A 24,676-nucleotide genomic window follows, 5' to 3' on the forward strand; every position below is an offset into this window, starting at 1 on the left:
AAACGCCGCATTCTGTCAGACAGAATGCGGCGTTTTGTTTTCGGGCAATGGCCCGCTGATTACACCTGGCGGGCAGCCAGCAACCGCTTGTGACGATTACGCCTCGCGATGTTCAAGCACTCAATCGCTGCCGAGAACGCCATGGCTGCGTACACGTAACCTTTTGGCACATGGGCACCGAAGCCTTCGGCAATCAGCGTCATGCCGATCATGATCAGGAAGCCCAGGGCCAGCATCACCACAGTCGGGTTATCGTTGATGAACTTGGCCAACGGCTCGGCCGCCACCAGCATGACGATCACCGAGGTCACTACGGCAATGATCATGATCGGCAAGTGCTCGGTCATGCCCACGGCGGTAATGATGCTGTCGATGGAGAACACCAGGTCCAGCAGCAGGATCTGCCCGATGGCCGCCGCGAAGCCGATGGCGACCGTGTTGCCGACACTGGCTTTCTCTTCAGGCTCTGGGTCCATGCTGTGATGGATCTCGGTCGTCGCCTTCCATACCAGGAACAGGCCACCGGCAATCAGGATCATGTCCTTCCACGAAAACGCCTGGCCCAGCACTTCAAACACCGGCGTGGTCAGTTGCACGATAAATGCGATGGTGCTCAACAGGCCAAGGCGCAATACCAACGCCATGCTGATACCGATGCGCCGCGCTTTGGCCCGGTGCTGCTCGGGTAATTTATTGGTGAGGATCGAGATAAAGATCAGGTTATCGATGCCCAGCACGATTTCCATCACGATCAAGGTGGCCAGGGCAACCCAGGCGGTGGGGCTGGCAGCCAGTTGTAAAAGGTAATCCATAGGTCAGTCCTGACGTTGTGCTGGGGTAATTAAGCTTCTTTACGGTCGGATTCCGAAGCGTTTTCAGCTTCTTCGTCTTTTTTCTCAGGGCTGATCAGGCCTTGTGTCGCTTCACTCAATGCCTGCTCAGCGGCCTTATGGGTGTCATCGATCGCTTGCTTGGCCGACTCGGTCGCTTTACCCAGTACCTGCTGGGCGCTTTTTTCAACCTGATCGCAACCGCTGATCACTACCAATGAAAGCGCAAGCAGCGACGCTGCGCCGAGAGAATTGAGTTTCATAGTGTATTCCTCGTTAGAACCATTGGGTCCAAATAGTGGCCCCTCGATAGCGAGGCATTCTATGCAGGCGAACAGTTCAGGAAAATTCGTATTTTTCTCGCGTATACTTCGATTTTTACGAAGTGATGGCCGCCATGCTTAATTATCGCCAACTGCATTACTTCTGGGTCGTGGCCAAGACCGGCAGCATCGTGCGCGCCTGTGAGCAACTGAACCTCACGCCCCAAACCATCAGCGGGCAGATCAGCCTGCTGGAGCAAACCTTTGGTATCGCGCTGTTTCAGCGTGTGGGGCGCCAGTTAGAGCTGACCGAGGCCGGGCGCCAGGCGCTGCCCTATGCCGAGCAGATGTTCCAGACCGGCAATGAGCTTGAAGCGATGTTGCGCGCCCAGCCCAATGAGCAGCAGATCGTGTTTCGCGTCGGAGTGGCGGATGTGGTGCCCAAATCCATCGTCTATCGCCTGATCGCGCCGACCATGGAGCTGAGCGAGCCGATTCGTATCACCTGCCGCGAGGACAAACTTGAGCGTCTGCTGGCCGACCTGGCGATCCAGCGTTTGGACCTCGTAATTTCCGATAGCCCAATGCCTACGCACCTGGACATTAAAGGCTATAGCCAGAAACTCGGGGAATGCGGTATCAGTTTTTTCGCCACCCAGGCGTTGGCTGATATATACGGCGGCGCTTTCCCACAGTGTTTGCAGGGTGCGCCCTTATTGATTCCGGGGGCGGAGACGGTGGTGCGCAGCCGTTTGCAGCGCTGGTTCGCCGAGCAGCAGATACAGCCCAAAATCATCGGCGAGTTCGACGACAGCGCCCTGATGCAGGCCTTCGGCCAATCCGGCAGCGGGATCTTCATCGCCCCCAGCGTGATCGCCGACGAGGTGGTACGCCAGTACGGCGTGGCGTTGATTGGCCAGACCGATGCGGTCACCGAGTCGTTCTATGCGATCTCGGTGGAGCGCAAGGTCAAGCACCCCGGCATCGTGGCGATTACCGAGGGGGCCAGGCGCGAGTTGTTTACCGCCCTGCCATGACCTGCGGCTGCTTGATGGTCATCAGCCAGAGCGCGAGCAGGATCGACACCAGAATCAACCCCGACGCCGCAAAGCCCAGGCTACCCAGGCCCAGGGTGTCGATCACATGCCCACCGACCATCGCCCCCAGACCAATCCCCAAGTTGGCCCCGGCAATGTTAAGCGACGCCGCGAACGCCGGCGCATGAGGCGCCGCCTTGATCAAGCGCACATGGCTGACCAGGAACATCGCCGCCTGGGTCACGCCCCACACCGCCATCGCCGCAGCCAGGCCGATGGTGGAGTGGATCGCTGGCACCAGCGCCACCATGCCGGCGATCATAAAGCCGCAAAACACCATTGAAGCAATCAACGGGTGACGGTCAACCGCACGGCCGCCCAGGGCATTGCCGATCAAACCGACTGCGCCAAAGCCCATCAGGCACCAGCCCACCAGCGTGCCGTCAAACCCGGCCAGGCGTTCGAGGATGTCCGCCAGGTACGTATAGGCCGTGAACATGCCGCTGAACACCAGGATCGACAACAGGATATGGCCCTGCATCAGCGGGTTGCGCAAGATCTTGAACTGCGAGCGCAACGTCACTTCATCGTTCTTCGGTTGGGTCACCGGCAGGTAGATAAACAGCAGCAAGGCCTTGGCCAACGCCACCACGGCGAGGATGCCAAAGGCCGTGCGCCAGCCGAACATATCGGAAATCAGCGTGCCCACCGGGATGCCGAACACCGTCGCACAGACGATGCCAAAGCCGATCTTCTCGATGGCGCGCCCGGCGAATTCCGGGCCGACGATATCCACCGCCGTTTCACTGGCCAAGGCCCAGAACACCGGCAAGCCCAACGCCGGAATCAACCGCGCGAAGGCCATAACCCAGATATTCGGGGCCAACGCGGCCACGGTATTGGCCGCCGCAAACATAATCAAAATGGTGATAAACAAGCGCTTGCGCTGGAATCGCGCAAAGTACGCGGTGAGAAATGGCCCGAACGCGGCCACGGTGAATGCAAACAGCGTCACCAGCAACCCCGCCTGGGACACACTGACATTCAGGTCGCGGGCGATGGCGGGCAGCAGGCCGACAATGATGAATTCCGTAGTCAGCACGGTAAAGCCAGCGGCTGACAGCAGCAGGATGGGAAACAGCATGAAAACTCCAGAAACAACGACATCAACGACAGCCCAAAGGGCCCGCTGACAGAGAGGAAAGGTGAGAGGCCAGAATCTTAACAGAGTCTGCCCAGCACGGGCGAAGGCTGACGGACGTAAGCGACGCAATGCCGCACACACCGGGACACTTCCTACAGCATGCTAGACTCCGCGCCTGCTTCCTACAGCCCATTCTGCCTGCAATGCTGCGTCCTACTAAAAAAACTAGAGACAACTGTTTATGACTGCTGCCCCTTCCCTGCTGCAACGACTCACCCGCGTCAGCCTGGTTACCCAAATCGTCATCGGCCTGATCGCCGGTATCCTGCTGGCCTTGCTCTTGCCCGAGGCGGCCAAAGCCACCGGGTTTATCGGCAAGGTGTTTGTCGCCGCGCTCAAGGCCGTGGCGCCGATCCTGGTGTTTGTATTGGTGATGGCGTCGATCGCCAACCATAAACATGGCCAGGAAACCCATATCAAACCGATTCTGTTCCTGTACCTGCTGGGCACTTTCGCGGCCGCCGTGGTTGCGGTGATTGCCAGCATGTGGTTTCCCTCCTCGCTGGTGCTGGCCACCCATGACGCCACCGTCAGTGCACCGGGCGGCATTGGTGAGGTTTTACAAAGCCTGCTGCTCAGCGTGGTGGACAACCCGGTCAGCGCGCTGATGAACGCCAACTTCATCGGCATCCTGGCCTGGGCTATCGGCATGGGCGTTGCCATTCGCCATGCCGGCGAAACTACCCGCACCGTACTGGATGACTTGTCCAACGGCGTGACGCTGATCGTGCGCGTGGTGATCCGTTTCGCGCCGCTGGGCATCTTTGGCCTGGTGGCCTCGACCCTGGCCACCTCGGGCTTCGGCGCCCTGCTCGGCTACGCTCACCTGCTGGTGGTGTTGATCGGTTGCATGTTGTTCGTGGCCTTGGTGGTCAACCCGGCCATCGTGTTCTGGAAGCTGCGTCGCAACCCGTACCCACTGGTACTGCTGTGCCTGCGAGAAAGCGGCATCACCGCCTTCTTCACCCGCAGCTCGGCGGCGAACATTCCGGTCAACCTGGCCTTGAGCAAGCGCCTGGGCCTGCATGAAGACACCTACTCGGTCTCCATCCCGCTGGGCGCCACCATCAATATGGCCGGTGCTGCCATCACCATCACCGTGCTGACCCTGGCCGCCGTACACACCCTGGGCATCGCCGTCGACCTACCGACTGCCGTGCTGCTCAGCGTGGTTGCTGCGATCTGTGCCTGTGGCGCATCGGGCGTGGCCGGTGGGTCGCTGCTGCTGATTCCGCTGGCGTGCAGCCTGTTTGGCATCCCCAGCGAGATCGCCATGCAGGTGGTGGCCGTTGGTTTCATCATCGGTGTGCTGCAGGATTCGGCAGAAACCGCGCTGAATTCGTCCACCGATGTGCTGTTCACCGCCGCCGCTTGCCTGGGTAAGGAAGAACAGCCGGCTTAACGTTCAGGCACAAAAAAACCGGGGCGGCTCTTGAGTGAACCGCCCCGGTTTTTTATGGCGGCTTAGAACGCGCCCATGTAGTCGCGCTTGCCCACTTCCACACCGTTGTGACGCAGCAAAGCGTAAGCGGTGGTGACGTGGAAGAAGAACTGCGGCAGGCCGTAGGTCAGCAGGTAGGACTGGCCGCTGAAGCGCTTCTCTTTCGGGGTGCCTGGGCGGGTAACGATCTCGATGCCTTCCTTGCCGTCGACTTGCTCAGGCTCGATGGTATCGATGAAGGCCAGCACCTTGGCGATCAGGGCTTGCAGGTCGGCAAAGGTCACTTCGCCATCTTCGTATTTAGGCACTTCGATCTCGGCCAGGCGCGCAGAAACACCCTTGGCGAAGTCGACGGCGATCTGCACTTGGCGCACCAGTTGGAACATGTCCGGGAACAGACGCGCTTGCAACAGTGCGTTGGGCTCGATGTTCTTGGCGGTGGCGTGGGCTTCGGCTTTGGTCAACACGCCGCTCAGGGCGGTGAGCATTTGCTTGAAGACTGGGATGGAAGCGGCGTACAGGGAAATAGTCATGGCAGTCTCATGGTTAATGGCACGGTTTGAACAGGCCGCGATTATAGACCTGCCTGTCGCTTGTCTTTTATTTTTTCCGGCTTAGGCTAGGCACTTCACTGCATAGGGAAAGCGCGATGACCGCCGAGCACGACACCGAGACCCCCGAGCCGCGCCTGAACAGCACGGAAATCCGCATTCTGGGCTGCCTGATCGAAAAACAGGCGACCAACCCCGAGACCTACCCCCTGACCCTCAATGCCCTGGTGCTGGCCTGCAACCAGAAGACCAGCCGCGAACCAGTCACCAACCTCAGTCAAGGCCAGGTCGGCCAGAGCCTGCGCGTGCTGGAAGGCCAGGGTTTTACCCGCTTGGTGATGGGCAGCCGCGCCGACCGCTGGGAACATCGGGTGGACAAGGCGCTGGAACTGGTGCCGGCCCAGGTGATCCTGATTGGCTTGTTGTTCCTGCGCGGGCCGCAGACGGTCAATGAGCTGCTCACCCGCAGCGGGCGCATGCATGACTTTGAAGATGCCGAACAGGTGGTGCACCAGCTTGAGCGTTTGATCGCGCGGGGGTTGGCGCTGTTGGTGCCACGTCAGGCGGGGCAGCGGGAAGATCGGTATACCCATGCGTTGGGTGACCCGGCGGATATAGAGGCGATTATCAGCGCTCGCGGTAGCCCGGTAGAGCGTGGAGCCAGCGGTGTTTCAGCCGAGCGCATCGAGGAGCTGGAAGCGCGAATTGCTGCATTGGAAGAACGCTTGGCTCAGTTGGAACAGGCATAACACGATCAAAATGTGGGAGCGGGCTTGCCCGCGATAGCGGTGTAACAGGCTAAATATCGGTGACTGACACACCGCTATCGCGGGCAAGCCCGCTCCCACATTGGTTCCCCTGCGCCCATTAACCGCGGGCGAAGGCCACTGCCGCCTGGAACTGCTCATCGGTCGGGCGCACTCCGGTATAGAGCACAAACTGCTCCAACGCCTGGATCGCAATCACTTCCAACCCCGTAATCACCCGTTTGCCCTGGGCCCGCCCACGCACGATCAACGGCGTTTCGGCGGGAATCGCCACCACATCGAACACCGTATCGGCCGCATCCACCGCATCCGCGTCAAACGCCAGCGCATCCGCCTCAGGCCCGCCGGTCATGCCGATGGGAGTCACATTGATCAGCATCTGCGGGCGCAGTTCACCCAGTTCAGCACGCCACTCATACCCCAGGTTCTGCGCCAAGGCCCGGCCCGACGCTTCGTTGCGCGCCACAATCACGCCATTGGCATAACCACCGTCACGCAAGGCACTCGCCACGGCCTTGGCCATGCCGCCGCTGCCGCGCAGGGCGAAGGTCGAGTCCTTGGGCACTGCGTGGGCTTTGAGCAGTTGCTCAATGGCGATGTAGTCGGTGTTGTAGGCCTTGAGATGGCCGTTGGTGTTGACGATGGTGTTCAGCGAATCGATGGCTTGAACCGAATCGTCCAATTCGTCCACCAAGGCAATGGCGGCTTCCTTGAACGGCATCGAAACCCCGCAGCCCCGCACGCCCAAGGCGCGGATACCACCGATCGCGCCGGGCAAGTCCTGGCTACTGAAGGCTTTATAGTAGAAGTTCAGACCCAGCTGTTCGTACAGGTGGTTATGAAAACGCAGGCCAAAATTCCCGGGACGCGCCGACAGCGACATGCACAGTTGGGTGTCCTTGTTGGGGTGCATCTGCATGGAAAACTCCTTTGAGTAAGCAAATCGGTACAGACCTTACACAACCTTTACCTAGCGGCCGTGCTGTTTTTCAGAAACACGTTGTCTTAAAAGTATCCCCGCGACAATCCTTGAGTCTATTGATTGCAGACCACAAGCGCAGGGGCTAACCGAGGAATGACCATGATTCGTACAATCCCCAAGATCGCCTTGCTTGTCGGCGCACTCGCTATGGCAGGCCAAGCCTCCGCCCACGGTGGTGGTGGATGGGGTGGCCCGGCCGTATTGGGTGCTTTAGTCGGCGCCGCCGTGGTGGGCTCCGTGGTTGCCAGCCAGCCGCGTGAAGTCTATGTGCAGCAGCAACCGGTGTATGTGCAGCCGCAACCGGTGTATGCCGCTCCGCCGCCGGTCTACTACGCCCCGCCGCCACCGGTGTATGTGCAACAGCAGGTCTATTACCGCCCGGCACCGGTGTATTACGGGCCACCCCGTGGCTACTACGGCCCTCCCCACGGTTACTACGGGCGCGGCTGGTAACACTGATACCGCTGATAAAAACCGTCGTCTCGTCTGAAAAACAGGCCTCGCATCACTGCGGGGCCTTTTTTTTGCATGAAAAAGTCTGGATTCATCGCGCCAAGGTCGCTCTTGGGACAATGGTCCAGGCCTGATCGCACATCATCAACACCATTGTCTACTTGATCGACCGGGGCGCACGCTGTCATGTTTGTGTCACGACACACTTTCACTATCGACCCTGTCCACCCAATAACAATTAAGGACGACTGACCATGCCCACCCAAAACCCGCACCGCACTGCTGGCCTTTGTACGTCCAGCAAGGTCTATAGCGCCCTCACCGAGCTCAAGGCCCTGGAAGGCCACCGCAACGCCAAGTTCCTTGCGTTACTCACGGAAAACCTCGTGCGCAAGGGCCTGCTCAGCGAGCAGGAAGTGGTGAGCATGCTGGATCAGGTGGTGGACTGACGCCTGCGTCGATGTCGACTATCGAGACAGGTGATTTTTCCTACGGCATCCAGCCCATTAAAGTGACCCCCATAGCAATTGGAGGTCTTTATGCCCACTGTTCAAATCATGTCCGTCATCGGCAGCGCCGTTCCCGCCCCCCTGCGGGAAGTGGGCTTGCTCGCCTGCTGGTACCTGGTACGCGATGGCGAAGCCATCAGCGGCCCACTCACATCGCTGTCGGCCGCCGAAAAGCAGCTGCAACAAGCCTCGAATTTCAAGCTGCACGCCTGACGCTTACGGCAATGGCAGCTTGACCCGGGGCTTGCTTTCCACAAACAGCGCCCAGCTGGACATAAACAACGCCGCCACCAGCGGCCCGATCACAAACCCATTCAGGCCGAATACCGACAGGCCGCCCAGGGTAGAAATCAGAATCAGGTAGTCCGGCATCTTGGTGTCTTTGCCCACCAGGATCGGGCGCAGCACGTTGTCTACCAGCCCGATCACAAACACGCCGAACAAGCCCAGCACCACGCCCTGCCAGATCGCACCGCTCAACAGGAAGTAGGCGGCCACCGGGCCCCACACGATCCCCGCGCCCACCGCCGGCAATAACGACAGAAACGCCATCAACACCGCCCAGAGCAGTGCACTGGGAATGTCCAGGAACCAGAAGATCAACCCGCCCAGTGCGCCCTGAGTCACTGCCACCAGCACATTGCCCTTGACCGTGGCACGCACCACCCGATTGAACTTGAGCTGCAAACGGCGCTTTTGCGGCTCGGCCAGCGGCACCGCCGTGCGCACCTTGCGCACCAGCTCCGGGCCGTCGCGCAGCAGGAAGAACAGCAAGTACAGCATGATGAAAAAGCTCACCAGAAAATCGAAAGTCCCCTGGCCAAAACTGAACGCTTGGGTCGCAAAGAACTGGCTGCCCTGCATCGCACTTTTGACGATCTTCTCCCGCAGGCCTTCCAGGTTGCCCATGCCGAAGCGGTCCAGCAGGTGTTGGAAGTACGGCGGCAAGAAGTTCTTGAATTGCTCGATGTAGCCCGCCACGTCCAGCTTGCCACTCTCGACGTTTTTATAGAGCGTCGCCCCCTCTTGCACCAACAACGCACTGGTGATGATCACCGGCAGAATCGCAATGACCAGACACACTGACAAAGTGGTCAAGGACGTCAGGTTGCGGTTCCAGCCGAACCGTAACTGCAGGCGGCGCTGCATCGGCGCGAAGATGATGCCGAGGATCACCGCCCAGAACACCGCGCCATAGAACGGCAGCAATATCCAGATAAAGGCGACGGTCACCAGTGCCAGCAGCAACAGTAAGGTCTTGAATTGCAGGTTGGATTGATTCATGTCCGGTCCATGTCAAAAAAGCAGGGTGCGTCCGTACGCACTGCTGCTTAGTCCGCGGCCAGCGCTGGGAGTGCCATCTTTGTTACAAGGGTAGACCCAGATCAATAAACCCAAGGCCCGCATGCTCTACCCTGCCGCACTTTTTGACCAAGTGCCGACCATGCCCTCAGTTATCGCCCCTGAATTGCTCGCCCCTGCCGGCACCCTGAAAAACATGCGTTACGCCTTTGCCTACGGCGCCGACGCGGTATACGCGGGCCAGCCGCGCTACAGTTTGCGGGTGCGCAACAATGAGTTCGACCATGCCAATCTGGCCCTGGGCATCGACGAAGCCCACGCCCAGGGCAAACGTTTCTACGTAGTGGTCAACATCGCGCCCCACAACGCCAAGTTGAAGACCTTCCTCAAAGACCTGGCCCCGGTGATCGCCATGGGGCCGGATGCGCTGATCATGTCCGACCCGGGGCTGATCATGCTGGTGCGCAGGCACTTCCCACAGATGCCGATCCACTTGTCGGTGCAGGCCAATACGGTGAACTGGGCCAGCGTCGAGTTCTGGCAGCAGCAAGGGATCTGCCGGGTGATCCTGTCGCGAGAGCTGTCGCTGGAAGAGATCGCCGAGATCCGTCAACAGGTGCCGGCCATGGAGCTGGAAGTGTTTGTGCACGGCGCGTTGTGCATGGCCTATTCCGGGCGCTGCCTGCTTTCGGGCTACATGAACAAGCGCGACGCCAACCAGGGCAGTTGCACCAATGCGTGCCGCTGGAAATACCAGGCCACGCCAGCCGTTGAAAATGCCACGGGGGATATCGTCCAGGTGGTTCAGCCGACCCTGGGCATTGGCGCGCCGACCGACCAGGTGTTCCTGCTCCAGGAAGCCAACCGCCCCGATGAGCAAATGCCGGCCTTCGAAGACGAACACGGCACCTACATCATGAACGCCAAGGACCTGCGCGCCGTGCAACATGTGGAGCGACTGACTCAGATGGGCGTGCATTCGCTGAAGATCGAAGGCCGCACCAAGTCGCACTTCTATTGCGCACGCACCACCCAGGTGTATCGCCAGGCGATTGATGACGCCGTGGCCGGTCGCGCCTTCGACCGCAGCTTGATGACAAACCTGGAATCACTGGCCCAGCGCGGCTACACCGAAGGTTTTCTGCGCCGCCACGTGCATGACGAATACCAAAACTACCAGAACGGCAGCTCGGTCTCCGAGCGTCAGCAATTTGTAGGTGAGCTGACCGGCGAGCGGCGCGGCGAGCTGGCCGAGGTCAAGGTGAAGAACCGCTTTGCCGTGGGCCAGCACCTGGAATTGATGACCCCTGCCGGTAACTTTCACTTTGACCTGGGGATTATGCAGAACGCCAGGGGCGAGGCGATTGAAGTGGCGCCGGGGGATGGGCACACCGTGTATGTGCCGCTCCCGCTGGAAACGGACTTGCGCTTTGGCTTGCTGATGCGTGACGTTTGAACACCGTGGCCCTTTTTGGTGAGCCGCCCCCCTGTGGGAGCGGGCTTGCCCGCGAAGGCGGCGTGCCTGTTGGTGAATGTGCTGGCTGACCCAACGCCATCGTGGGCAAGCCCACTCCCACATTTGGATCTGTACACGTCTTGGCATCTGAATACATCCCACAGCGGGAGCCAACGCCCTCGCCACAAGCGTTAGATCCGGAACTGCCCCACCAACTGCCCCAACCGCTGGCCCAGATCCGCCAGGCTGCGCGAGGTCTGCGCGCCCAACTGGGTTTCATCGGCCACACTGTCTACCGCCACGGCGATCTGATGCACGCTGCGGTTGATCTCTTCGGCCACGGCGGTCTGCTCTTCGGCGGCGCTGGCGATTTGTGCGTTCATCGAGTTGATGGTGCCGATCAGGTGGGCCATGGTGTCCAGCGACGCCCCGGCCTGGTTGGCCTGGGCCGAGGTGCCGTCGCCGGCATCACTGGAGCGGCGCATGGCGTCCACGGCAGCCTCGGTGCCTTTTTGCAGGCGGTCGATCATGCCCTGGATTTCCTGGGTGCTGGTCTGGGTGCGGCTGGCCAGAGCGCGCACTTCATCGGCCACTACCGCGAAACCACGACCGGCCTCCCCTGCCCGTGCCGCTTCGATGGCGGCATTGAGGGCCAACAGGTTGGTCTGTTCGGCGATTGAGCGGATCACACTCAGCACACTGACGATCGAGGACACATCCTGCTGCAAGCTGTCGAGAGACACGCCGCTACTGCGGATGTCGTTCACCAGTGCATGAATCTGCGCGATGCTGCCGTCCACCACGCGCTTGGCCGTCTGGCCTTCGGCGTCGGTCTGTTGCGCCGCAACGGCGGCCCCCTGGGCACTGCGCGCCACTTCGTGGGCGGCGGACGACATCTGGTTGATCGCCGTAGCCACTTGGTCGGTCTCGTGGCGCTGGCGTTCCATGGCCTGCTCGGAACGCTGGGCCTGATCGGACACCTGGCTGACCAGCCCGGTGAGCTGGCCGGTCATTTCGGTGATCTGGCGCACAAGCCCGTGGATCTTGTCGACAAAGCGGTTGAACGCGCCAGCCAGGTCACCCAACTCATCCTGGCTGGTGATGGCCAGGCGGCGGGTCAGGTCGCCTTCGCCGGCCGCGATATCGTCGAGGTTGGCTTTCATCAGGTGCAGCGGACGCAGGATGGTATTGGCCACCACCAGGCCCACGGCGGCGATCACCAAGAGCACCACCACAGCAACTCCGAGGATGCTCAGCAACACGCCTTGCATGCGTTTTTCGACCTTGGCCTCGACCACCGCCACCTGGGCCTCGATACCGTCCAGGTTCACCGAAGTACCGATCACCATGTCCCACTTGGGCAGGTATTCGGTGTAGCCGAGTTTGGGCACCAGCTCGGTCTGGCCAGGCTGCGTGGAGCTGTATTGCAGGTAGTGGGTGCCGTCCTTGCCGACCTTCACCAGGTCGCGGTTGACGTACACGCCATTGGGGTCGCGGTTGTCCTTGAAGCTCTTGCCCACGCCGTCGGGACTGTTGCCCTTGAACAGGCGGATGGTCTCGGAGTCGTAGCCAAAGAAATAGCCATCCTTGCCATAGCTGGTGTTGGACAGCAGCTTGACCACCTGCGCCCGCGCGGCAGTGTCACCGGGGGCGGCGGCGTCGTAGAGCGGCTTGATGGTGCTCATGGCCACCTCCACATAACTTTGCAGCGTGGCCTTGGCGTCGTTGAGCAGGCGCTGGCGGGTTTCATCCACCTCATTGCGCGCCTGGCCCTGAAGAATCCACACCGTGGTGAGGCTGATGACTACGGCAAACAGCAACACTGGCACTATGGCCAGTGACAGGACTTTGGCCTTCAGGCTCAGACGCATGGCTTTTCTCTCTTATTAGTGGCGACTTGAGAGGTTAACGGCTGCGTAGGAGGTTTCTGTAATAACCGGGCTTATTCGTGTGTACGTTTCTTGGGTTGTGGTTGTGGTGAGCGAGCTTGCCCCGCTCACCACGGCAGCCCACTCCCCACAACCACGACAGCCCCACTCACCAACGTCAGAGGGTCATGGCCGCCAGCCAACCAAAAGCCAGCAGCGGGATGTTGTAGTGCAGGAACGTCGGCACCACGGTGTCCCAGATATGGTGGTGCTGGCCGTCGATATTCAGGCCGGAGGTGGGGCCGAGGGTCGAATCCGATGCGGGCGAGCCGGCGTCGCCCAGGGCGCCAGCCGTGCCGACGATGCACACGATGGCCACCGGGCTGAAACCCAATTGCACACACAGCGGCACGAAAATCGCGGCGAGGATCGGCACCGTGGAAAATGACGAGCCGATGCCCATGGTCACCAGCAACCCCACCAGCAACATCAACAGTGCACCGACACCCCGGCTATGGCCGATGAACGCCGCTGAGGTTTCCACCAGCGAACGCACATCCCCCGTGGCCTTGAGCACTTCGGCAAAACCCGAGGAGGCGATCATGATGAAGCCGATCATGGCCATCATCTTCATGCCTTCGGTGAACAGGTCGTCGGTGTCGCTCCAGCGCACGATGCCCGACACCGAGAAGATCAGGAAACCCGCCAATGCGCCGATGATCATCGAGTCCAGCCACAACTGGATGATAAACGCCGAGGCAATCGCCAGGCCGGCCACCAGCAGGGTCAGCGGGTTGTACTGCACCGCCACTTGTTCGACCCGCTCGATTTTCTCCAGGTCGTACACACGTTTTTTGCGGTAGCTGACAAACACCGCCACCAGCAGGCCCACCACCATGCCCAGGGCCGGCAGGCTCATGGCGTGGGTGACGTTGACCTGGCCGATATCCACCCCGCTCTTGGCCACGTTGGCCAGCAGGATCTGGTTGAGGAAGATATTGCCAAAGCCCACGGGCAGGAACATATACGGGGTGATCAGGCCGAACGTCATCACACAGGCGATCAGGCGGCGGTCCAGTTGCAGCTTGGTCAGCACGTACAGCAGCGGCGGCACCAGCAACGGGATAAACGCGATATGGATCGGCAGGATGTTCTGCGAGGCAATCGCCACCACCCACAGCAGGCCGATCAGCAGCCATTTGACGTGGCTGCCGCCGCTGGCTTCCTGGCGGTCCACCAGCATCAGCGCCTTGTCGGCCAAGGCGTGGGCCAGGCCGGACTTGGCGATCGCCACCGCGAATGCGCCGAGCAAAGCGTATGACAAGGCCACGGTGGCACCGCCGCCCAAGCCGCCATTGAAGGCGGTGAGCGTGGCGTCGATCCCCAGGCCACCGGTGAGACCACCCACCAGGGCGCCGACGATGATGGCGATGACCACATGCACGCGGGACAAGCTGAGCACCAGCATGGTGCCGACCGCGGCAATGACTGCGTTAATCATGGTTACCTCAAGCAAAAACATAAAAAACAGGCATGCCCGCACTCGGCGGCCATCGGGTGGCTACCAGCATGCAGGCTTGGAGGAGGTCTTATTAGAGGGCGCGCACTTTGCAGCAGGTGGGGCTGCATGTCAAAAAACGGCGACGCTTTTGGCTTTCAATTGAACGTTTAAATAATAAAGATCCGAAAAAAGCGGCCGATAACCTGACTCTCTGTGTTTTCAGGTTAAGGATGCGCCTCGATGTCTCTCAGACAGCTCTCCATTCAATGGAAAATCACCCTACTCGCCGGCCTGTGCCTGCTGGGGATCGTGACCTTGCTGGTAGGTCTGTCGCTGTATCGCATGGAGCAGAGCTCGCAGCAGGTCAAGGCATCCAGCATGCAGATGCTCGATGAAGCCGCGCAGTCGCGCATCGAAGCCCAGGGCGAAGTGCAGGCGCTGGGCATCCGTCGCCAGTTCATGGACGCCTATCAGTACGGCCATGGTTTCTCGCGCCAGGTGTTGTTTCTGCGTGAACAGGCCGAGAAGCGCTTTCTCGACGCTTTCGACACCCGCGAAGACTTGACCCGCCAGGTCAAGGCCGCACTGCAGGCCAACCCGGATCTGCTGGGTTTGTCGCTGGTGTTCGAAGCCAATGCTTTGGACGGCAAGGATGAGCTGTTCGCAGGCCAGGCGGAGTTGGGCAGTAACGACAAAGGCCGCTTCGCGCTGTACTGGTCGCAGTCGACACCAGGCCAGTTGAGCTCGATGGCATTGCCGGAAAGCGACATGTCCGACGTCAGCATCGGCCCCAGCGGTGAGAAGGCCAACGCCTGGTTCACCTGCCCGCGCACCACCCTCAAGCCCTGCGTGATCGAGCCTTACTTCTATATGATCAACGGGCAAAACGTGCTGATGACCAGCATCGTGTTCCCGCTGATGGCCAACGGCAAAGTCATTGCTTCACTGTCGGTGGATATCAACCTCAACAGCCTGCAGGCCGTGAGCCAACAAGCCAGCCACAAGCTGTACGACGGCCAGACCCAGGTCAGCATCCTGAGCCCCACCGGCGTGCTCGCCGGCTACAGCCCGGATGCCAGCAAACTGAGCCAGCGCCTCGACCAGGTCGACACCGCCCACGGCGCGCAAGTACTCAGCGCCCTGGCCGGCGGCACACAGACCCGCAGCCTGCGCACAGACCATCAACTCAAGGTACTGGCGCCGTTCGCGCCAATCCCGGACGGCAAGCCGTGGGCTGTGTTGCTGGATGTGCCGGAAAAAGTCCTGGTGGCCCCGGCCGAAGCGCTCAAAGCCCAGCTGGATGCCGACAATGCCCAAGGCACCTTGCTGGAGCTGGGCTTGGGCTTGATTGCAGCAGTGGTCGGCCTGATCCTGGTGTGGCTGATGGCACGCAGCGTGACCCGGCCGATCCTCGGCGTGGCCCACATGCTTGAAGACATCGCCAGCGGCGAAGGCGACCTGACCCGTCGCCTGGCCTACGACAAACAGGATGAACTGGGTCAATTGGCCAGTTGGTTCAACCGCTTCCTCGACAAGCTGCAACCGATCATCGCCGAAGTGAAACGCTCGGTGCAGGACGCCCGAGGCACCGCCGACCAGTCCGCCGCAATCGCTACCGAAACCAGCGCTGGCATGGAGCAGCAATATCGCCAGGTCGACCAGGTGGCCACCGCCTCCCACGAAATGAGCGCCACCGCCCAGGACGTGGCGCGCAGCGCCGCACAGGCCGCCCAAGCTGCCCGCGATGCCGACCAGGCCACCCGCGACGGCCTGACCGTGATCGACCGCACCACCACCAACATCGGCCATCTGGCGGCAGACATGAGCACCGCCATGGCCCAGGTCGAAGGCCTGGCCGCCAACAGCGAGAAGATCGGATCGGTGCTGGAAGTGATTCGTGGCATTGCCGAGCAAACCAACCTGCTGGCGCTCAACGCAGCGATTGAAGCCGCCCGCGCCGGTGAAGCTGGCCGTGGGTTTGCGGTGGTGGCCGATGAAGTCCGCAACCTGGCCCGACGCACCCAGGAGTCGGTGGAAGAAACCCGCCTGGTGATCGAGCAGTTGCAGAGCGGCACCGAAGAAGTGGTCGGCTCCATGGGCAACAGCTACCGCCAAGCCCAAGGCAGCGTCGAACAGGTTGGCCAAGCGGTGACTGCCCTGCGCCAGATCGGCGAGGCGGTGACGGTGATCAGCGACATGAACCTGCAAATCGCCAGCGCCGCCGAAGAGCAAAGCGCGGTGGCCGAAGAGATCAACAGCAACGTGGCGACGATTCGCGATGTGACCGAGTCGCTGTCAGAGCAGGCCAATGAATCAGCGCGGGTGAGCCAGGCGTTGAATAGCCTCGCTAATCAGCAGCAGGGGTTGATGGATCAGTTTCGGGTGTGAGTGAGCGGCACTGATCCTGACCCTTGAGTAGATCCAATGTGGGAGCGGGCTTGCCTGCGAAAGCGGTGGGCCAGCTGGCATTTGCGGCGACTGACCCACCGCCTTCGCGGGCAAGCCCGCTCCCACAGGGGTCTAGCGGTGTGATCGGTTTCCTGGCCTGGCACAAATCAATGTGGGAGCTGGCTTGCCTGCGAAGGCGGTGGGCCAGTTGGCATTTGCGGCGACTGACCCACCGCCTTCGCGGGCAACCCCGCTCCCACAGGGGTCTAGCGGTGTGATCGGTTTCCAGGCCTGGCACAAATCAATGTGGGAGCTGGCTTGCCTGCGAAAGCGGTGGGCCAGCTGGCATTTGCGGCGGCTGACACACCGCCTTCGCGGGCAAGCCCACATTTTGAACTGCGTCAGTGTTTGGGTAATTCGACCAGCACTTTAAGGCCGCCCAGTTCGGACGCGTGCAACTGCAACCCCCCGCCCCACACCTCGACAATATCCCGCACAATGCCCAGCCCCAGGCCATGCCCGTCAATCTGCTCATCCAACCGCGCGCCACGGCTGAACACCTGGTCACGCTGGGTTTCGGGGATGCCAGGGCCGTCATCTTCCACGGCCAGCAGGTAGCTTCGCTGCGTTTCACTCACGCTCAAGCGCACGTCGGCATCTGCCCACTTGCAAGCGTTGTCCAGCAGGTTGCCCAACAGTTCGAGCAGGTCTTCTCGGTCCCACGGCAATTGCAGGCCAGGCGCGGCGTGGTAGCTCAGGTCCAGGTGCTCGCCGTGGATCATGTTCAAGGTGGCAAGCAAACCCGGCAGTTCTTTTTCGCAGTCAAACAACGCACCCGGCAAGGTCTCGCCGGCCAGGCGCGCGCGGTTGAGTTCGCGGTTGAGGCGCTGTTGCACCTGCCCCAATTGGTCGCGCAACAGTTTGCTCAGCTCGGGGTGATGCTTGAGCGCATCGCTGGACGCGGCGCTCAACAGCACCGCTAACGGGGTCTTGAGGGCATGCCCCAAATTGCCCAAGGCATTGCGCGAGCGCTTGAGGCTGTCTTCGGTATGGGCCAGCAAGTGGTTGATCTGTGCGACCAAAGGTTCCAGTTCCAGCGGCACCTGGGTATCGAGTTGGGAGCGCTGCCCCTGTTGCAACTGGGCAATTTGGTTACGTGCGACTTCCAACGGGCGCAAGGCGCGGCGCACGGTGACCCGTTGCAGGATCAGCACCAGCAGCAACGCCGCCAGCCCCATCATCAGACCAATCTGACGCATCAGGCGGAAGCTTTCGCGCACCGGGGTGTAGTCTTGGGCCACGCTGATGGAAATCGATTGGCCAAAGCGCTTGTAGTCCGAACGCAGCACCAGCAGTTGCTGGCCTTCAGGCCCCAGTTGCAGATTGCCCTTGAGCCCGGCTTCGGGCAGACGCGGCAGTTCCTGATCCCACAACGAACGGGAACGCCAGTGGGTCTGGGCAAAGTCGATACGAAAGTAATGCCCCGAAAACGGCCGCTGATAGGCCGGTGACAAACGCTGCTCATCCAACTGCACGCCGTTGGGGCCGCGTACCAACGCCACCAACAGGTTCTCGGCATCGTTGCGCAGCCCGGCTTCCAGGTAGCGTTGCAGACCGGCTTCGAACAACCACAGGCTGGTTTGCGCCAGTACCACACCGACGATCACCATCACGCTGATCAACCCAAGGCTCAGACGCCGCTGGATAGACTTCATGCAGGGCTGGCGCCAAACCGGTAGCCCTGGCCGCGCCGGGTTTCGATCACAGTGCGGCCCAGCTTGCGGCGTAGATGATTGACGTGAACCTCCAACACATTGGAATCACGCTCGGTCTCGCCGTCATACAGGTGCTCAGCCAAGTGGCTTTTCGACAAAATCTGCTCGGGGTGCAGCATGAAATAGCGCAGCAGGCGAAACTCGGCGGCGGTCAGTTGGATCTCTGCGCCATCGCGCAACACACATTGGCGGCCTTCATCCAGGTGCAGGCCAGCTGCCTGCAGGGTGGGCTGGTTGGCCTGGCCATGGGAACGGCGCAACAGTGCCTGGATGCGCAGGTGCAGCTCTTCGGGGTGGAAAGGTTTGCTCAAGTAATCGTCGGCACCGGCCTTGAGCCCTTCGATACGCTCGGCCCACGAATCGCGGGCGGTGAGCACCAGCACCGGCGTGGCCAACGCAGCGGCGCGCCATTGCGCCAGCACCTCAAGCCCAGGCAAACCGGGCAGCCCGAGGTCAAGAATGATCAGGTCATAGGGCTCGCTGCGGCCCTGGTACACGGCGTCGCGGCCATCGGCCAGCCAATCGACAGCGTAGCCCTGGCGTTGCAGGCCGGCCAGCAGTTCATCGGCCAAGGGTACGTTGTCTTCTACCAGGAGCAGGCGCATCAGTCTTCCTCATCTTTGATCAGCACACCGGTGGCGGCGTCCAGCTTGATCTCGCGCACCACCCCTTCGGTGGTCACCAGCTCTACTTCATAGGCATATTGACCGTGTTTTTTCTCCAGCTCCGCTTCCAGCAGCCGGGAGCCAGGGTAGCGCGCCATGGCCTGTTGCAGCAGTTGCTCAAGCGGCAGTATCACGCCCTGCTGACGCAGGGCCAAGGCCTCATCCTGATCAAGGTCGCGCGCCGCCAGGCTTGAGCAGAACGCCAGGAGCACCAGCAGTGCCAGACCACTGGCGCGTAGATATACCGTCATTACGTATCCTGATGATTCTTGAGAACGCGCCCGGTGAGCGCGTCCAATTCAACGTCCCATTCAATGCCGTTGGCGTCTTCGAGCTCCACTTCATAGACGTATTTGCCGTATGCCTCGTCCAGGTCGGTGTCCAGCAACGTCGAACCGGGGTGCAGGGCCAGGGCCGCTGCTTCCAACTGGTCGAAGGCAACAATTGTAACAGTGGCGGGCACGTTCAGTGGTTTGCCGGAGTCTACAGCTCCGGCCTGGTTCGCCGAAAACGCAATAATAGCGGCGGCGGCCACAGCTGTAAGTCGCTTCATGGGAAGTCTCCGTAACACGATGTTTTTCCTACGCCGGCCACGGTACCTCCTGCAACTTAACTGAAACTGAATTGCCACCATGGCAATTTCCAACGCCCATTGCTCTATGACTTTTCCTATAATCGCCCGCTCGCTGCAAAAGAGATCGGTATGACCGCCATCCACATCAAGTTTCCCGCCCTGACACTGAAGGCCGGTAAACGCGCCTTCAGGCGCATCCGTGAGCAAGGCCTGCAACCTGCTGAAGTCGGCATCCTCCCCGGCGCGGCCGGCGGCCCCAAGGCCCTGGGTATTCAAGGCCTGGACTTGGCGCTGTTCGGCGACTGGCTACCACGCGCACCACGCGAACGTGCACTGATCGGCGCGTCCATCGGCTCCTGGCGCTTTGCCAGCGCCTGCCTGCCCGACCCGGTGCAGGGCTTGCTGGACCTGGGCCGCCTGTACAACGAACAACGCTTTGCCAAAGGCGTGACCATGGCCGAGGTCAGCCACAGCTGCCAGCGCATGCTCGACGACCTGCTGGCCGGCCGCGATGCGCGGGTACTGGACAACCCCGACTACCGATTGAACATCATGGTGGTCAAGAGCCACGGCCTGCTCGCCGATGATCACCGAGGGCGCCTTGGGCTGGGCCTGTCGTCGGTGATCGCCGACAACTTGCGGGGCCGTGCGCGGCTGTCGCGGCATTTTGAACGGCTGATCATCCACGACCCACGCCAGGCGCCGCCGGTGCACGCGTTGAACGACTTCCCCTCGCGCTTCCTTGATCTGGAGCTGGGCAACCTGCGCCAAGCCCTGTTGGCCTCGGGCTCGATCCCCATGGTGATGCAAGGCGTGCGCGACCTGCCCGGCGCCGGGGCCGGCACCTATCGCGACGGTGGCCTGCTGGACTACCACCTCGACCTGCCCTACCACGGCGACGACATCGTGCTGTACCCGCACTTTACCGATCGGGTTATCCCAGGCTGGTTCGACAAGGGCCTGCCGTGGCGGCGCAGCAGTCAACAGGGCTTGCAGGATGTGTTGCTGCTGGCCCCGTCCAAGGACTACCTGGCCCGCCTGCCCCACGGCAAATTGCCGGACCGCAGCGACTTCAAGCGCTTTATGGGCGATGACGTGAGCCGTAACAAGTACTGGCAAACCGCGATGAGCGAAAGCCAGCGCCTGGGGGATGAGTTTCTGGCATTGGCCGATAACGGTGGGCTGGGCGAGCGCTTGCAGGCGCTTTGACCCAGCGGTATGCGCGGCGGCGGGCCAAGCTGTTAAACTCGCCGCCTGCCAGATATCTGACCGAGCTGAAAATACTGTGGAAATCTTCAAAGAGTTTACATTCGAGTCCGCCCACCGCCTGCCCCACGTACCGGATGGCCACAAATGTGGGCGCCTGCATGGGCATTCGTTCAAGGTGGCAATCCATCTAAGCGGCGACCTCGACCCCCATACCGGCTGGATTCGCGACTTTTCGGAGATCAAGGCGATTTTCAAGCCGCTCTACGAGCGTCTCGACCACAACTACCTCAACGACATCCCAGGCCTTGAGAACCCTACCAGCGAAGTGCTGGCCAAGTGGATCTGGACTGAGTTGAAGCCTCTGCTGCCGGAGCTCAGCGCGATTCGTATCCATGAGACGTGCACCAGCGGTTGCATCTATCGCGGTGAATAAACCTGTGGGAGCTTGCTCCCGCTGAACTGCGCAGCAATCCCAGTCCTGTAAACCAAAAGCTGGGGCCGCTTCGCGACCCAGCGGGAGCAAGCTCCCTCGCCACAGTTAAAGTGTTCACCTTAACTGACTGGATCCCCGCTGCAATAACGGAGCGCCCCCTGATGGAAAACACTTGGCTGGCCCAAGCCAAACGCCTGCAGGCGCTGGCCTCCACGGGGCTGCACTTTTGCACGAATGATTACGACCGCGAGATCCTCGACGAAGTCGCCGAAATTGCCCACAGAATGTTGGCCCAACTGGGCAATGTGCCCTTGGAACGTATCACCGGGCTGGTGACGGACTTTGCCCAACGCTACTCCACGCCAATGATCGACGTGCGCGGTGCGGTGATCGACGGTGACCGTATCCTGCTGGTGCGCGAATCAACCGATGGCTGCTGGGCATTGCCGGGAGGGTTCGCCGATATCGGCTTGTCGGCCGCCGAAAACGTCGTCAAGGAGATCCGCGAGGAAGCCGGGCTGACAGTGACCGCACGGGCGCTGTACAGCGTGACGCACAAGGCCAAGGGTTTGTACCGCCCGGATGTGCGCGACTTCTACAAGCTGTACTTCCTGTGTGACCGGGTAGACCTGAAGGCACCCGCAGCCGGGCTCGAGACCACCGAAGTCGGTTTTTTCTGCCTCGATGAGCTGCCACCGCTGTCCCGTGGGCGCACCATCGAAAGTGATCTGGAGGCTGCCTTTGCCTTCCATCGCGGCGAGACCACGCACACGCTGTTCGACTGATCCAATTTGTATCACCGCCGCACCGCTTTCGTGCCTGATTGGGCACTGCGAACACTGCTTCCTGCGTTTCTCCCCAGTTTGGCTATACAGAGTGTGCACGGTGCACAACGCGCACCGTGCGCCCGTCACTGCCTCTGATTTGGCACGCACGGTGCAATAGGCCTGCGTCACTCATTCAGGGAGCAAGGCACATGACGCAGCAAGAAACGGGCAACGATTACCCCCTCAGCGAAGTCCCCATGCATGCGCGCAAAGGCCTGGCGTCGACCGCCATGGTGTTGCTGGGCTTTACCTTTTTTACCGCGACCATGTTTGCCGGCGGCAAGCTGGGGGTGGCGTTCAGTTTTACCGACATGCTGGGCGTCGTGGCGCTGGGTAACCTGTTGCTGGGTATTTACGCCGCAGGTTTGGGTTACATCGCGTTCAAGAGCGGGCTAAATTCGGTATTGATGGGGCGCTTCTGCTTTGGCGAAGTGGGCAGCAAGCTCAGCGACCTGATTCTCGGTTTTACTCAGATCGGCTGGTATGCGTGGGGCACCGCGACGGCCGCGGTGGTGCTGGGCAAATATTTCGAGCTGAGCCAGGGCAGTGTGTTGGCGTTGATGGTGGTGTTTGGCCTGGTGTTCTGCGCCACGGCTTACATTGGCTATCGCGGCTTGGAGATTTTGTCCTATATCGCGGTGCCGGCCATGGGCATCCTGTTGTGCCTTTCGATGTGGGTGGCCACGGTGAAAGTCGGCGGGCTGGATGGGCTGCTGGCGGTGGTGCCGACCGGTGAGCTGGACTTGTCCACGGCGATTACCCTGGTGTTCGGCACCTTTGTCAGCGGTGCGACACAGGCCACCAACTGGACGCGGTTTTCCCGCTCGGCCAAGGTGGCGGTACTGGCCAGCCTGATTGGTTTCTTTATCGGCAACGGCCTGATGGTGTTGATCGGCGCTTATGGCGCCATCGTCTATCAGCAACCGGACGTGGTGGAAGTTTTGCTGCTGCAAGGCTTTGCCATGGCCGCGATGGCCATGTTGTTGCTCAATATCTGGAGCACCCAGGACAACACCATCTACAACTTCGCCGTGGCCGGCTGCAACCTGCTGCGCACCAAGCGCCGCAAGACCGTGACCCTGGCGGGCGCGGTGATCGGTACCTTGCTGGCGCTGCTGGGCATGTACGACATGCTGGTGCCGTACTTGATTCTGCTGGGCACGGTGATTCCTCCGATTGGCGGGGTGATCATGGCGGACTTCTTCTACCGCTATCGCGGCAATTACCCGCGCCTGTCGGATGCACGCTTGCCGGCGTTCAACTGGCCGGGCCTGGTGGCGTACGCGGTGGGCACGGTGCTGGCATTTAACTCGCCGTGGGTCGCGCCGTTGGTGGGGATTGCCGCCGCGTCGCTGACGTACATCGCGCTCACCGCCGTCCTACGGGTGCGTGCGCCCTTGGCTGACGCCTCAGCATGAGCCTGACGGTTGCCGATGTGCTGACCCTGCCGGGTTTGGAGTCCATGCACCTGCGTGCCGGCGAGGCCGGCCTGGACAACACTGTGCGCTGGCCCTATGTGGCGGAAAACAGCGGGATCGCCGAGTGGGTGCTGGGGGGCGAGTTGGTGTTCATCACCGGTATCAACCACCCGCGGGATGAGGCGAATCTGCTGCAGATGCTGGACGAGGCCTGTCAGCGCCAAGTGGCCGGGTTGGTGATCCTCACGGGGCCGGCGTATATCCAGGCGATTCCCCAACGGTTATTGGACGCTGCCGCTGCCGCCGGGATGCCCCTGATCGAGCAGCCCTACTCGCTGAAAATGGTGCTGGTCACCCAGGCTATCGGGTCGGCGCTGATTCAGTCCGAGCAGTTGGGGCGCTCGCGACACGACGTGCTGGAGCGCTTGCTGACCGGCGACTATCAGTCCCTGGAGTTGCTACTGCATCGTGCCGTGCAACTGGGTATGTCGTTGGCGGGGCACTGGCAGGTGGTGCAATTGCAGTTGGAAGGCAGCGAGTTGCTGTTTGCCCAGGGCGATGCCGCGGCTGTTGAAGCCCAATTGGCCCAGCAACACGATGGCATCACTCGGCGTTTGCATCAGCTTTCAGCACAGCTGCCGGTACTGGGGCGCGCCGGGCAATGGACCTTGCTGCTACCTGCCTCGGATGCCGTGGCGGCCTTGGCTAATCGACAGCAATTGGCCAACTGGCTAAAGCCCCTGAACCTGCGCCTGGCACCGCTCAAATTATTGATCGGCCTGAGCGCTGCCGCCCATCCACCTGCGCGGCTGGCACAGGCACAGGAAGAGGCGCGTCAAGCGCTAGCCGCTGCACGCCGTTTCAGCGAGCGCGCCGGGCTGTGCGTGTATGACGAATTGGGCGTGCTCAAGTTGCTCAGCGGCGTGCGCGATCGCGCCCTGCTCGACCAGTTCCTCAGTGAGCGCCTCGGGCCGCTGCTGCGCCATGACTTGCACCACGGCCCAAGCCTGATGCCTACCCTGGAAGCCTGGTTTCACGAGAATGGTAACCTTGTGGCCGCCGCCCAGCGGCTGGCTGTGCACCGCAATACCCTGACACACCGAGTCCAGCGAATCGAAGCCTTGTGCGGGCTGAGGCTGGATAATTCTTATGACCGCCTGGACATCGGCATCGCCCTGATGATCTGGCGGCTGTCTGCCTGATTGTTTTTAGCCAAGAGGAAC

At 61.1% G+C, this 24,676-nt stretch carries 25 protein-coding genes and 1 pseudogene; 13 read left to right on the top strand and 13 right to left on the bottom strand.

Going from position 1 to position 24,676, the window contains the following annotated elements; all coding sequences use genetic code 11:
- Positions 1 to 59: 59 nt before the first annotated feature.
- Together ICY20_RS16720 and ICY20_RS16725 are read right to left on the bottom strand one after the other, a co-directional pair.
- Entirely contained in the window at positions 60 to 812 is a 753-nt protein-coding gene (locus ICY20_RS16720; RefSeq protein ID WP_159961475.1) for a TerC family protein, read from the bottom strand.
- A 29-nt stretch (positions 813 to 841) separates the two neighbouring features.
- The gene (locus tag ICY20_RS16725) at positions 842 to 1,093 is read right to left on the bottom strand and encodes a hypothetical protein (RefSeq protein WP_122490070.1); all 252 of its coding nucleotides are present in this window, start codon (positions 1,091 to 1,093) and stop codon (positions 842 to 844) included.
- Between the two features lie 134 nt (positions 1,094 to 1,227).
- Between ICY20_RS16725 and nhaR the strand changes: the two genes are divergently transcribed.
- Complete coding sequence (nhaR, locus tag ICY20_RS16730) at positions 1,228 to 2,130, top strand: transcriptional activator NhaR (protein ID WP_159961477.1); 903 nt, start codon at positions 1,228 to 1,230, stop codon at positions 2,128 to 2,130.
- Here the strand turns inward: nhaR and ICY20_RS16735 are convergent.
- Positions 2,114 to 3,274, bottom strand: a complete 1,161-nt coding sequence (locus ICY20_RS16735) for an MFS transporter (RefSeq protein WP_159961479.1) — start codon at positions 3,272 to 3,274, stop codon at positions 2,114 to 2,116. The two genes, nhaR and ICY20_RS16735, sit on opposite strands and share 17 nt — an antisense overlap.
- Before the next feature lie 241 nt (positions 3,275 to 3,515).
- Here ICY20_RS16735 and sstT point away from each other — a divergent pair, with 241 nt between their 5' ends.
- Positions 3,516 to 4,736: a serine/threonine transporter SstT gene (sstT, locus tag ICY20_RS16740; RefSeq protein ID WP_194938034.1), complete on the top strand. Its 1,221-nt coding sequence runs from the start codon at positions 3,516 to 3,518 to the stop codon at positions 4,734 to 4,736.
- Positions 4,737 to 4,798: 62 nt separating this feature from the next.
- Here sstT and ICY20_RS16745 read toward each other — a convergent pair whose 3' ends face one another.
- Positions 4,799 to 5,308 (bottom strand): DUF1993 domain-containing protein, encoded by a 510-nt coding sequence (locus tag ICY20_RS16745; RefSeq protein ID WP_194938035.1) that lies wholly within the window; start codon positions 5,306 to 5,308, stop codon positions 4,799 to 4,801.
- A gap of 116 nt (positions 5,309 to 5,424) precedes the next feature.
- Here ICY20_RS16745 and ICY20_RS16750 point away from each other — a divergent pair, with 116 nt between their 5' ends.
- A complete protein-coding gene (locus ICY20_RS16750) occupies positions 5,425 to 6,075 on the top strand; it encodes a YceH family protein (protein ID WP_194938036.1) in 651 nt (216 codons plus the stop codon).
- Positions 6,076 to 6,193: 118 nt separating this feature from the next.
- On the opposite strand, the gene ICY20_RS16755 is transcribed toward ICY20_RS16750, so the two are convergent.
- Entirely contained in the window at positions 6,194 to 7,012 is an 819-nt protein-coding gene (locus tag ICY20_RS16755) for a shikimate 5-dehydrogenase (protein WP_194938037.1), read from the bottom strand.
- A 156-nt stretch (positions 7,013 to 7,168) separates the two neighbouring features.
- On the opposite strand from ICY20_RS16755, the gene ICY20_RS16760 reads away from it, so the two are divergent.
- The 3 genes from ICY20_RS16760 to ICY20_RS16770 all read left to right on the top strand — a co-directional run bounded on the left by ICY20_RS16760 (position 7,169) and on the right by ICY20_RS16770 (position 8,250).
- Positions 7,169 to 7,528 (top strand): hypothetical protein, encoded by a 360-nt coding sequence (locus ICY20_RS16760; protein WP_122490077.1) that lies wholly within the window; start codon positions 7,169 to 7,171, stop codon positions 7,526 to 7,528.
- A gap of 254 nt (positions 7,529 to 7,782) precedes the next feature.
- On the top strand, positions 7,783 to 7,977 hold the full coding sequence (locus ICY20_RS16765; RefSeq protein WP_122490078.1) for a hypothetical protein: 195 nt from the start codon (positions 7,783 to 7,785) through the stop codon (positions 7,975 to 7,977).
- Positions 7,978 to 8,067: 90 nt separating this feature from the next.
- The gene (locus ICY20_RS16770; RefSeq protein ID WP_159961502.1) at positions 8,068 to 8,250 is read left to right on the top strand and encodes a hypothetical protein; all 183 of its coding nucleotides are present in this window, start codon (positions 8,068 to 8,070) and stop codon (positions 8,248 to 8,250) included.
- A 3-nt stretch (positions 8,251 to 8,253) separates the two neighbouring features.
- Here ICY20_RS16770 and ICY20_RS16775 read toward each other — a convergent pair whose 3' ends face one another.
- Complete coding sequence (locus ICY20_RS16775; protein WP_159961505.1) at positions 8,254 to 9,321, bottom strand: AI-2E family transporter; 1,068 nt, start codon at positions 9,319 to 9,321, stop codon at positions 8,254 to 8,256.
- Positions 9,322 to 9,481: 160 nt separating this feature from the next.
- On the opposite strand from ICY20_RS16775, the gene trhP reads away from it, so the two are divergent.
- On the top strand, positions 9,482 to 10,795 hold the full coding sequence (gene trhP / locus ICY20_RS16780; RefSeq protein ID WP_194938038.1) for a prephenate-dependent tRNA uridine(34) hydroxylase TrhP: 1,314 nt from the start codon (positions 9,482 to 9,484) through the stop codon (positions 10,793 to 10,795).
- A 191-nt stretch (positions 10,796 to 10,986) separates the two neighbouring features.
- On the opposite strand, the gene ICY20_RS28440 is transcribed toward trhP, so the two are convergent.
- The 3 genes and pseudogenes from ICY20_RS28440 to ICY20_RS16790 form a co-directional block, all read right to left on the bottom strand.
- The gene (locus ICY20_RS28440) at positions 10,987 to 11,808 is read right to left on the bottom strand and encodes a methyl-accepting chemotaxis protein (protein ID WP_407692628.1); all 822 of its coding nucleotides are present in this window, start codon (positions 11,806 to 11,808) and stop codon (positions 10,987 to 10,989) included.
- 36 nt (positions 11,809 to 11,844) lie between these two features.
- Positions 11,845 to 12,666: pseudogene (locus ICY20_RS28445) on the bottom strand (cache domain-containing protein); the annotation flags it as partial.
- A gap of 175 nt (positions 12,667 to 12,841) precedes the next feature.
- Positions 12,842 to 14,161, bottom strand: coding sequence for a Na+/H+ antiporter family protein (locus tag ICY20_RS16790; protein WP_194938083.1), 1,320 nt, complete (start codon positions 14,159 to 14,161; stop codon positions 12,842 to 12,844).
- Positions 14,162 to 14,404: 243 nt separating this feature from the next.
- On the opposite strand from ICY20_RS16790, the gene ICY20_RS28555 reads away from it, so the two are divergent.
- Positions 14,405 to 16,552 carry a methyl-accepting chemotaxis protein gene (locus tag ICY20_RS28555; protein ID WP_194938040.1) on the top strand — a complete coding sequence of 716 codons (2,148 nt, stop codon included), beginning with the start codon at positions 14,405 to 14,407 and terminating at the stop codon, positions 16,550 to 16,552.
- Between the two features lie 401 nt (positions 16,553 to 16,953).
- On the opposite strand, the gene ICY20_RS16800 is transcribed toward ICY20_RS28555, so the two are convergent.
- The 4 genes from ICY20_RS16800 to ICY20_RS16815 are packed head-to-tail and all read right to left on the bottom strand — an operon-like array spanning position 16,954 to position 19,545.
- Complete coding sequence (locus tag ICY20_RS16800) at positions 16,954 to 18,267, bottom strand: sensor histidine kinase (protein WP_159961520.1); 1,314 nt, start codon at positions 18,265 to 18,267, stop codon at positions 16,954 to 16,956.
- Positions 18,264 to 18,932 (bottom strand): response regulator transcription factor, encoded by a 669-nt coding sequence (locus tag ICY20_RS16805; protein ID WP_159961523.1) that lies wholly within the window; start codon positions 18,930 to 18,932, stop codon positions 18,264 to 18,266. Before ICY20_RS16805 ends, ICY20_RS16800 begins: the two co-directional genes overlap by 4 nt.
- Positions 18,932 to 19,243 carry a PepSY domain-containing protein gene (locus tag ICY20_RS16810; RefSeq protein WP_159961526.1) on the bottom strand — a complete coding sequence of 104 codons (312 nt, stop codon included), beginning with the start codon at positions 19,241 to 19,243 and terminating at the stop codon, positions 18,932 to 18,934. The genes ICY20_RS16805 and ICY20_RS16810 overlap by 1 nt, the downstream gene beginning before the upstream one ends.
- Positions 19,243 to 19,545, bottom strand: coding sequence for a PepSY domain-containing protein (locus tag ICY20_RS16815; protein ID WP_159961529.1), 303 nt, complete (start codon positions 19,543 to 19,545; stop codon positions 19,243 to 19,245). Before ICY20_RS16815 ends, ICY20_RS16810 begins: the two co-directional genes overlap by 1 nt.
- Positions 19,546 to 19,695: 150 nt before the next feature.
- Between ICY20_RS16815 and ICY20_RS16820 the strand changes: the two genes are divergently transcribed.
- From ICY20_RS16820 to ICY20_RS16840, 5 genes are all read left to right on the top strand, one after another.
- Positions 19,696 to 20,775: a patatin-like phospholipase domain-containing protein gene (locus tag ICY20_RS16820; protein ID WP_194938041.1), complete on the top strand. Its 1,080-nt coding sequence runs from the start codon at positions 19,696 to 19,698 to the stop codon at positions 20,773 to 20,775.
- A 76-nt stretch (positions 20,776 to 20,851) separates the two neighbouring features.
- Positions 20,852 to 21,208, top strand: a complete 357-nt coding sequence (gene queD, locus ICY20_RS16825) for a 6-carboxytetrahydropterin synthase QueD (RefSeq protein WP_017736453.1) — start codon at positions 20,852 to 20,854, stop codon at positions 21,206 to 21,208.
- Positions 21,209 to 21,369: 161 nt separating this feature from the next.
- Positions 21,370 to 21,993 carry an NUDIX hydrolase gene (locus ICY20_RS16830; protein ID WP_194938042.1) on the top strand — a complete coding sequence of 208 codons (624 nt, stop codon included), beginning with the start codon at positions 21,370 to 21,372 and terminating at the stop codon, positions 21,991 to 21,993.
- 191 nt (positions 21,994 to 22,184) lie between these two features.
- Positions 22,185 to 23,453 carry a cytosine permease gene (gene codB / locus ICY20_RS16835; RefSeq protein ID WP_159961538.1) on the top strand — a complete coding sequence of 423 codons (1,269 nt, stop codon included), beginning with the start codon at positions 22,185 to 22,187 and terminating at the stop codon, positions 23,451 to 23,453.
- Positions 23,450 to 24,655 carry a PucR family transcriptional regulator gene (locus ICY20_RS16840; protein ID WP_159961541.1) on the top strand — a complete coding sequence of 402 codons (1,206 nt, stop codon included), beginning with the start codon at positions 23,450 to 23,452 and terminating at the stop codon, positions 24,653 to 24,655. The genes codB and ICY20_RS16840 overlap by 4 nt, the downstream gene beginning before the upstream one ends.
- Positions 24,656 to 24,676 lie beyond the last annotated feature (21 nt).

The sequence above is a fragment of the Pseudomonas pisciculturae genome (genome assembly GCF_015461805.1).
Taxonomy (GTDB): domain Bacteria; phylum Pseudomonadota; class Gammaproteobacteria; order Pseudomonadales; family Pseudomonadaceae; genus Aquipseudomonas; species Aquipseudomonas pisciculturae.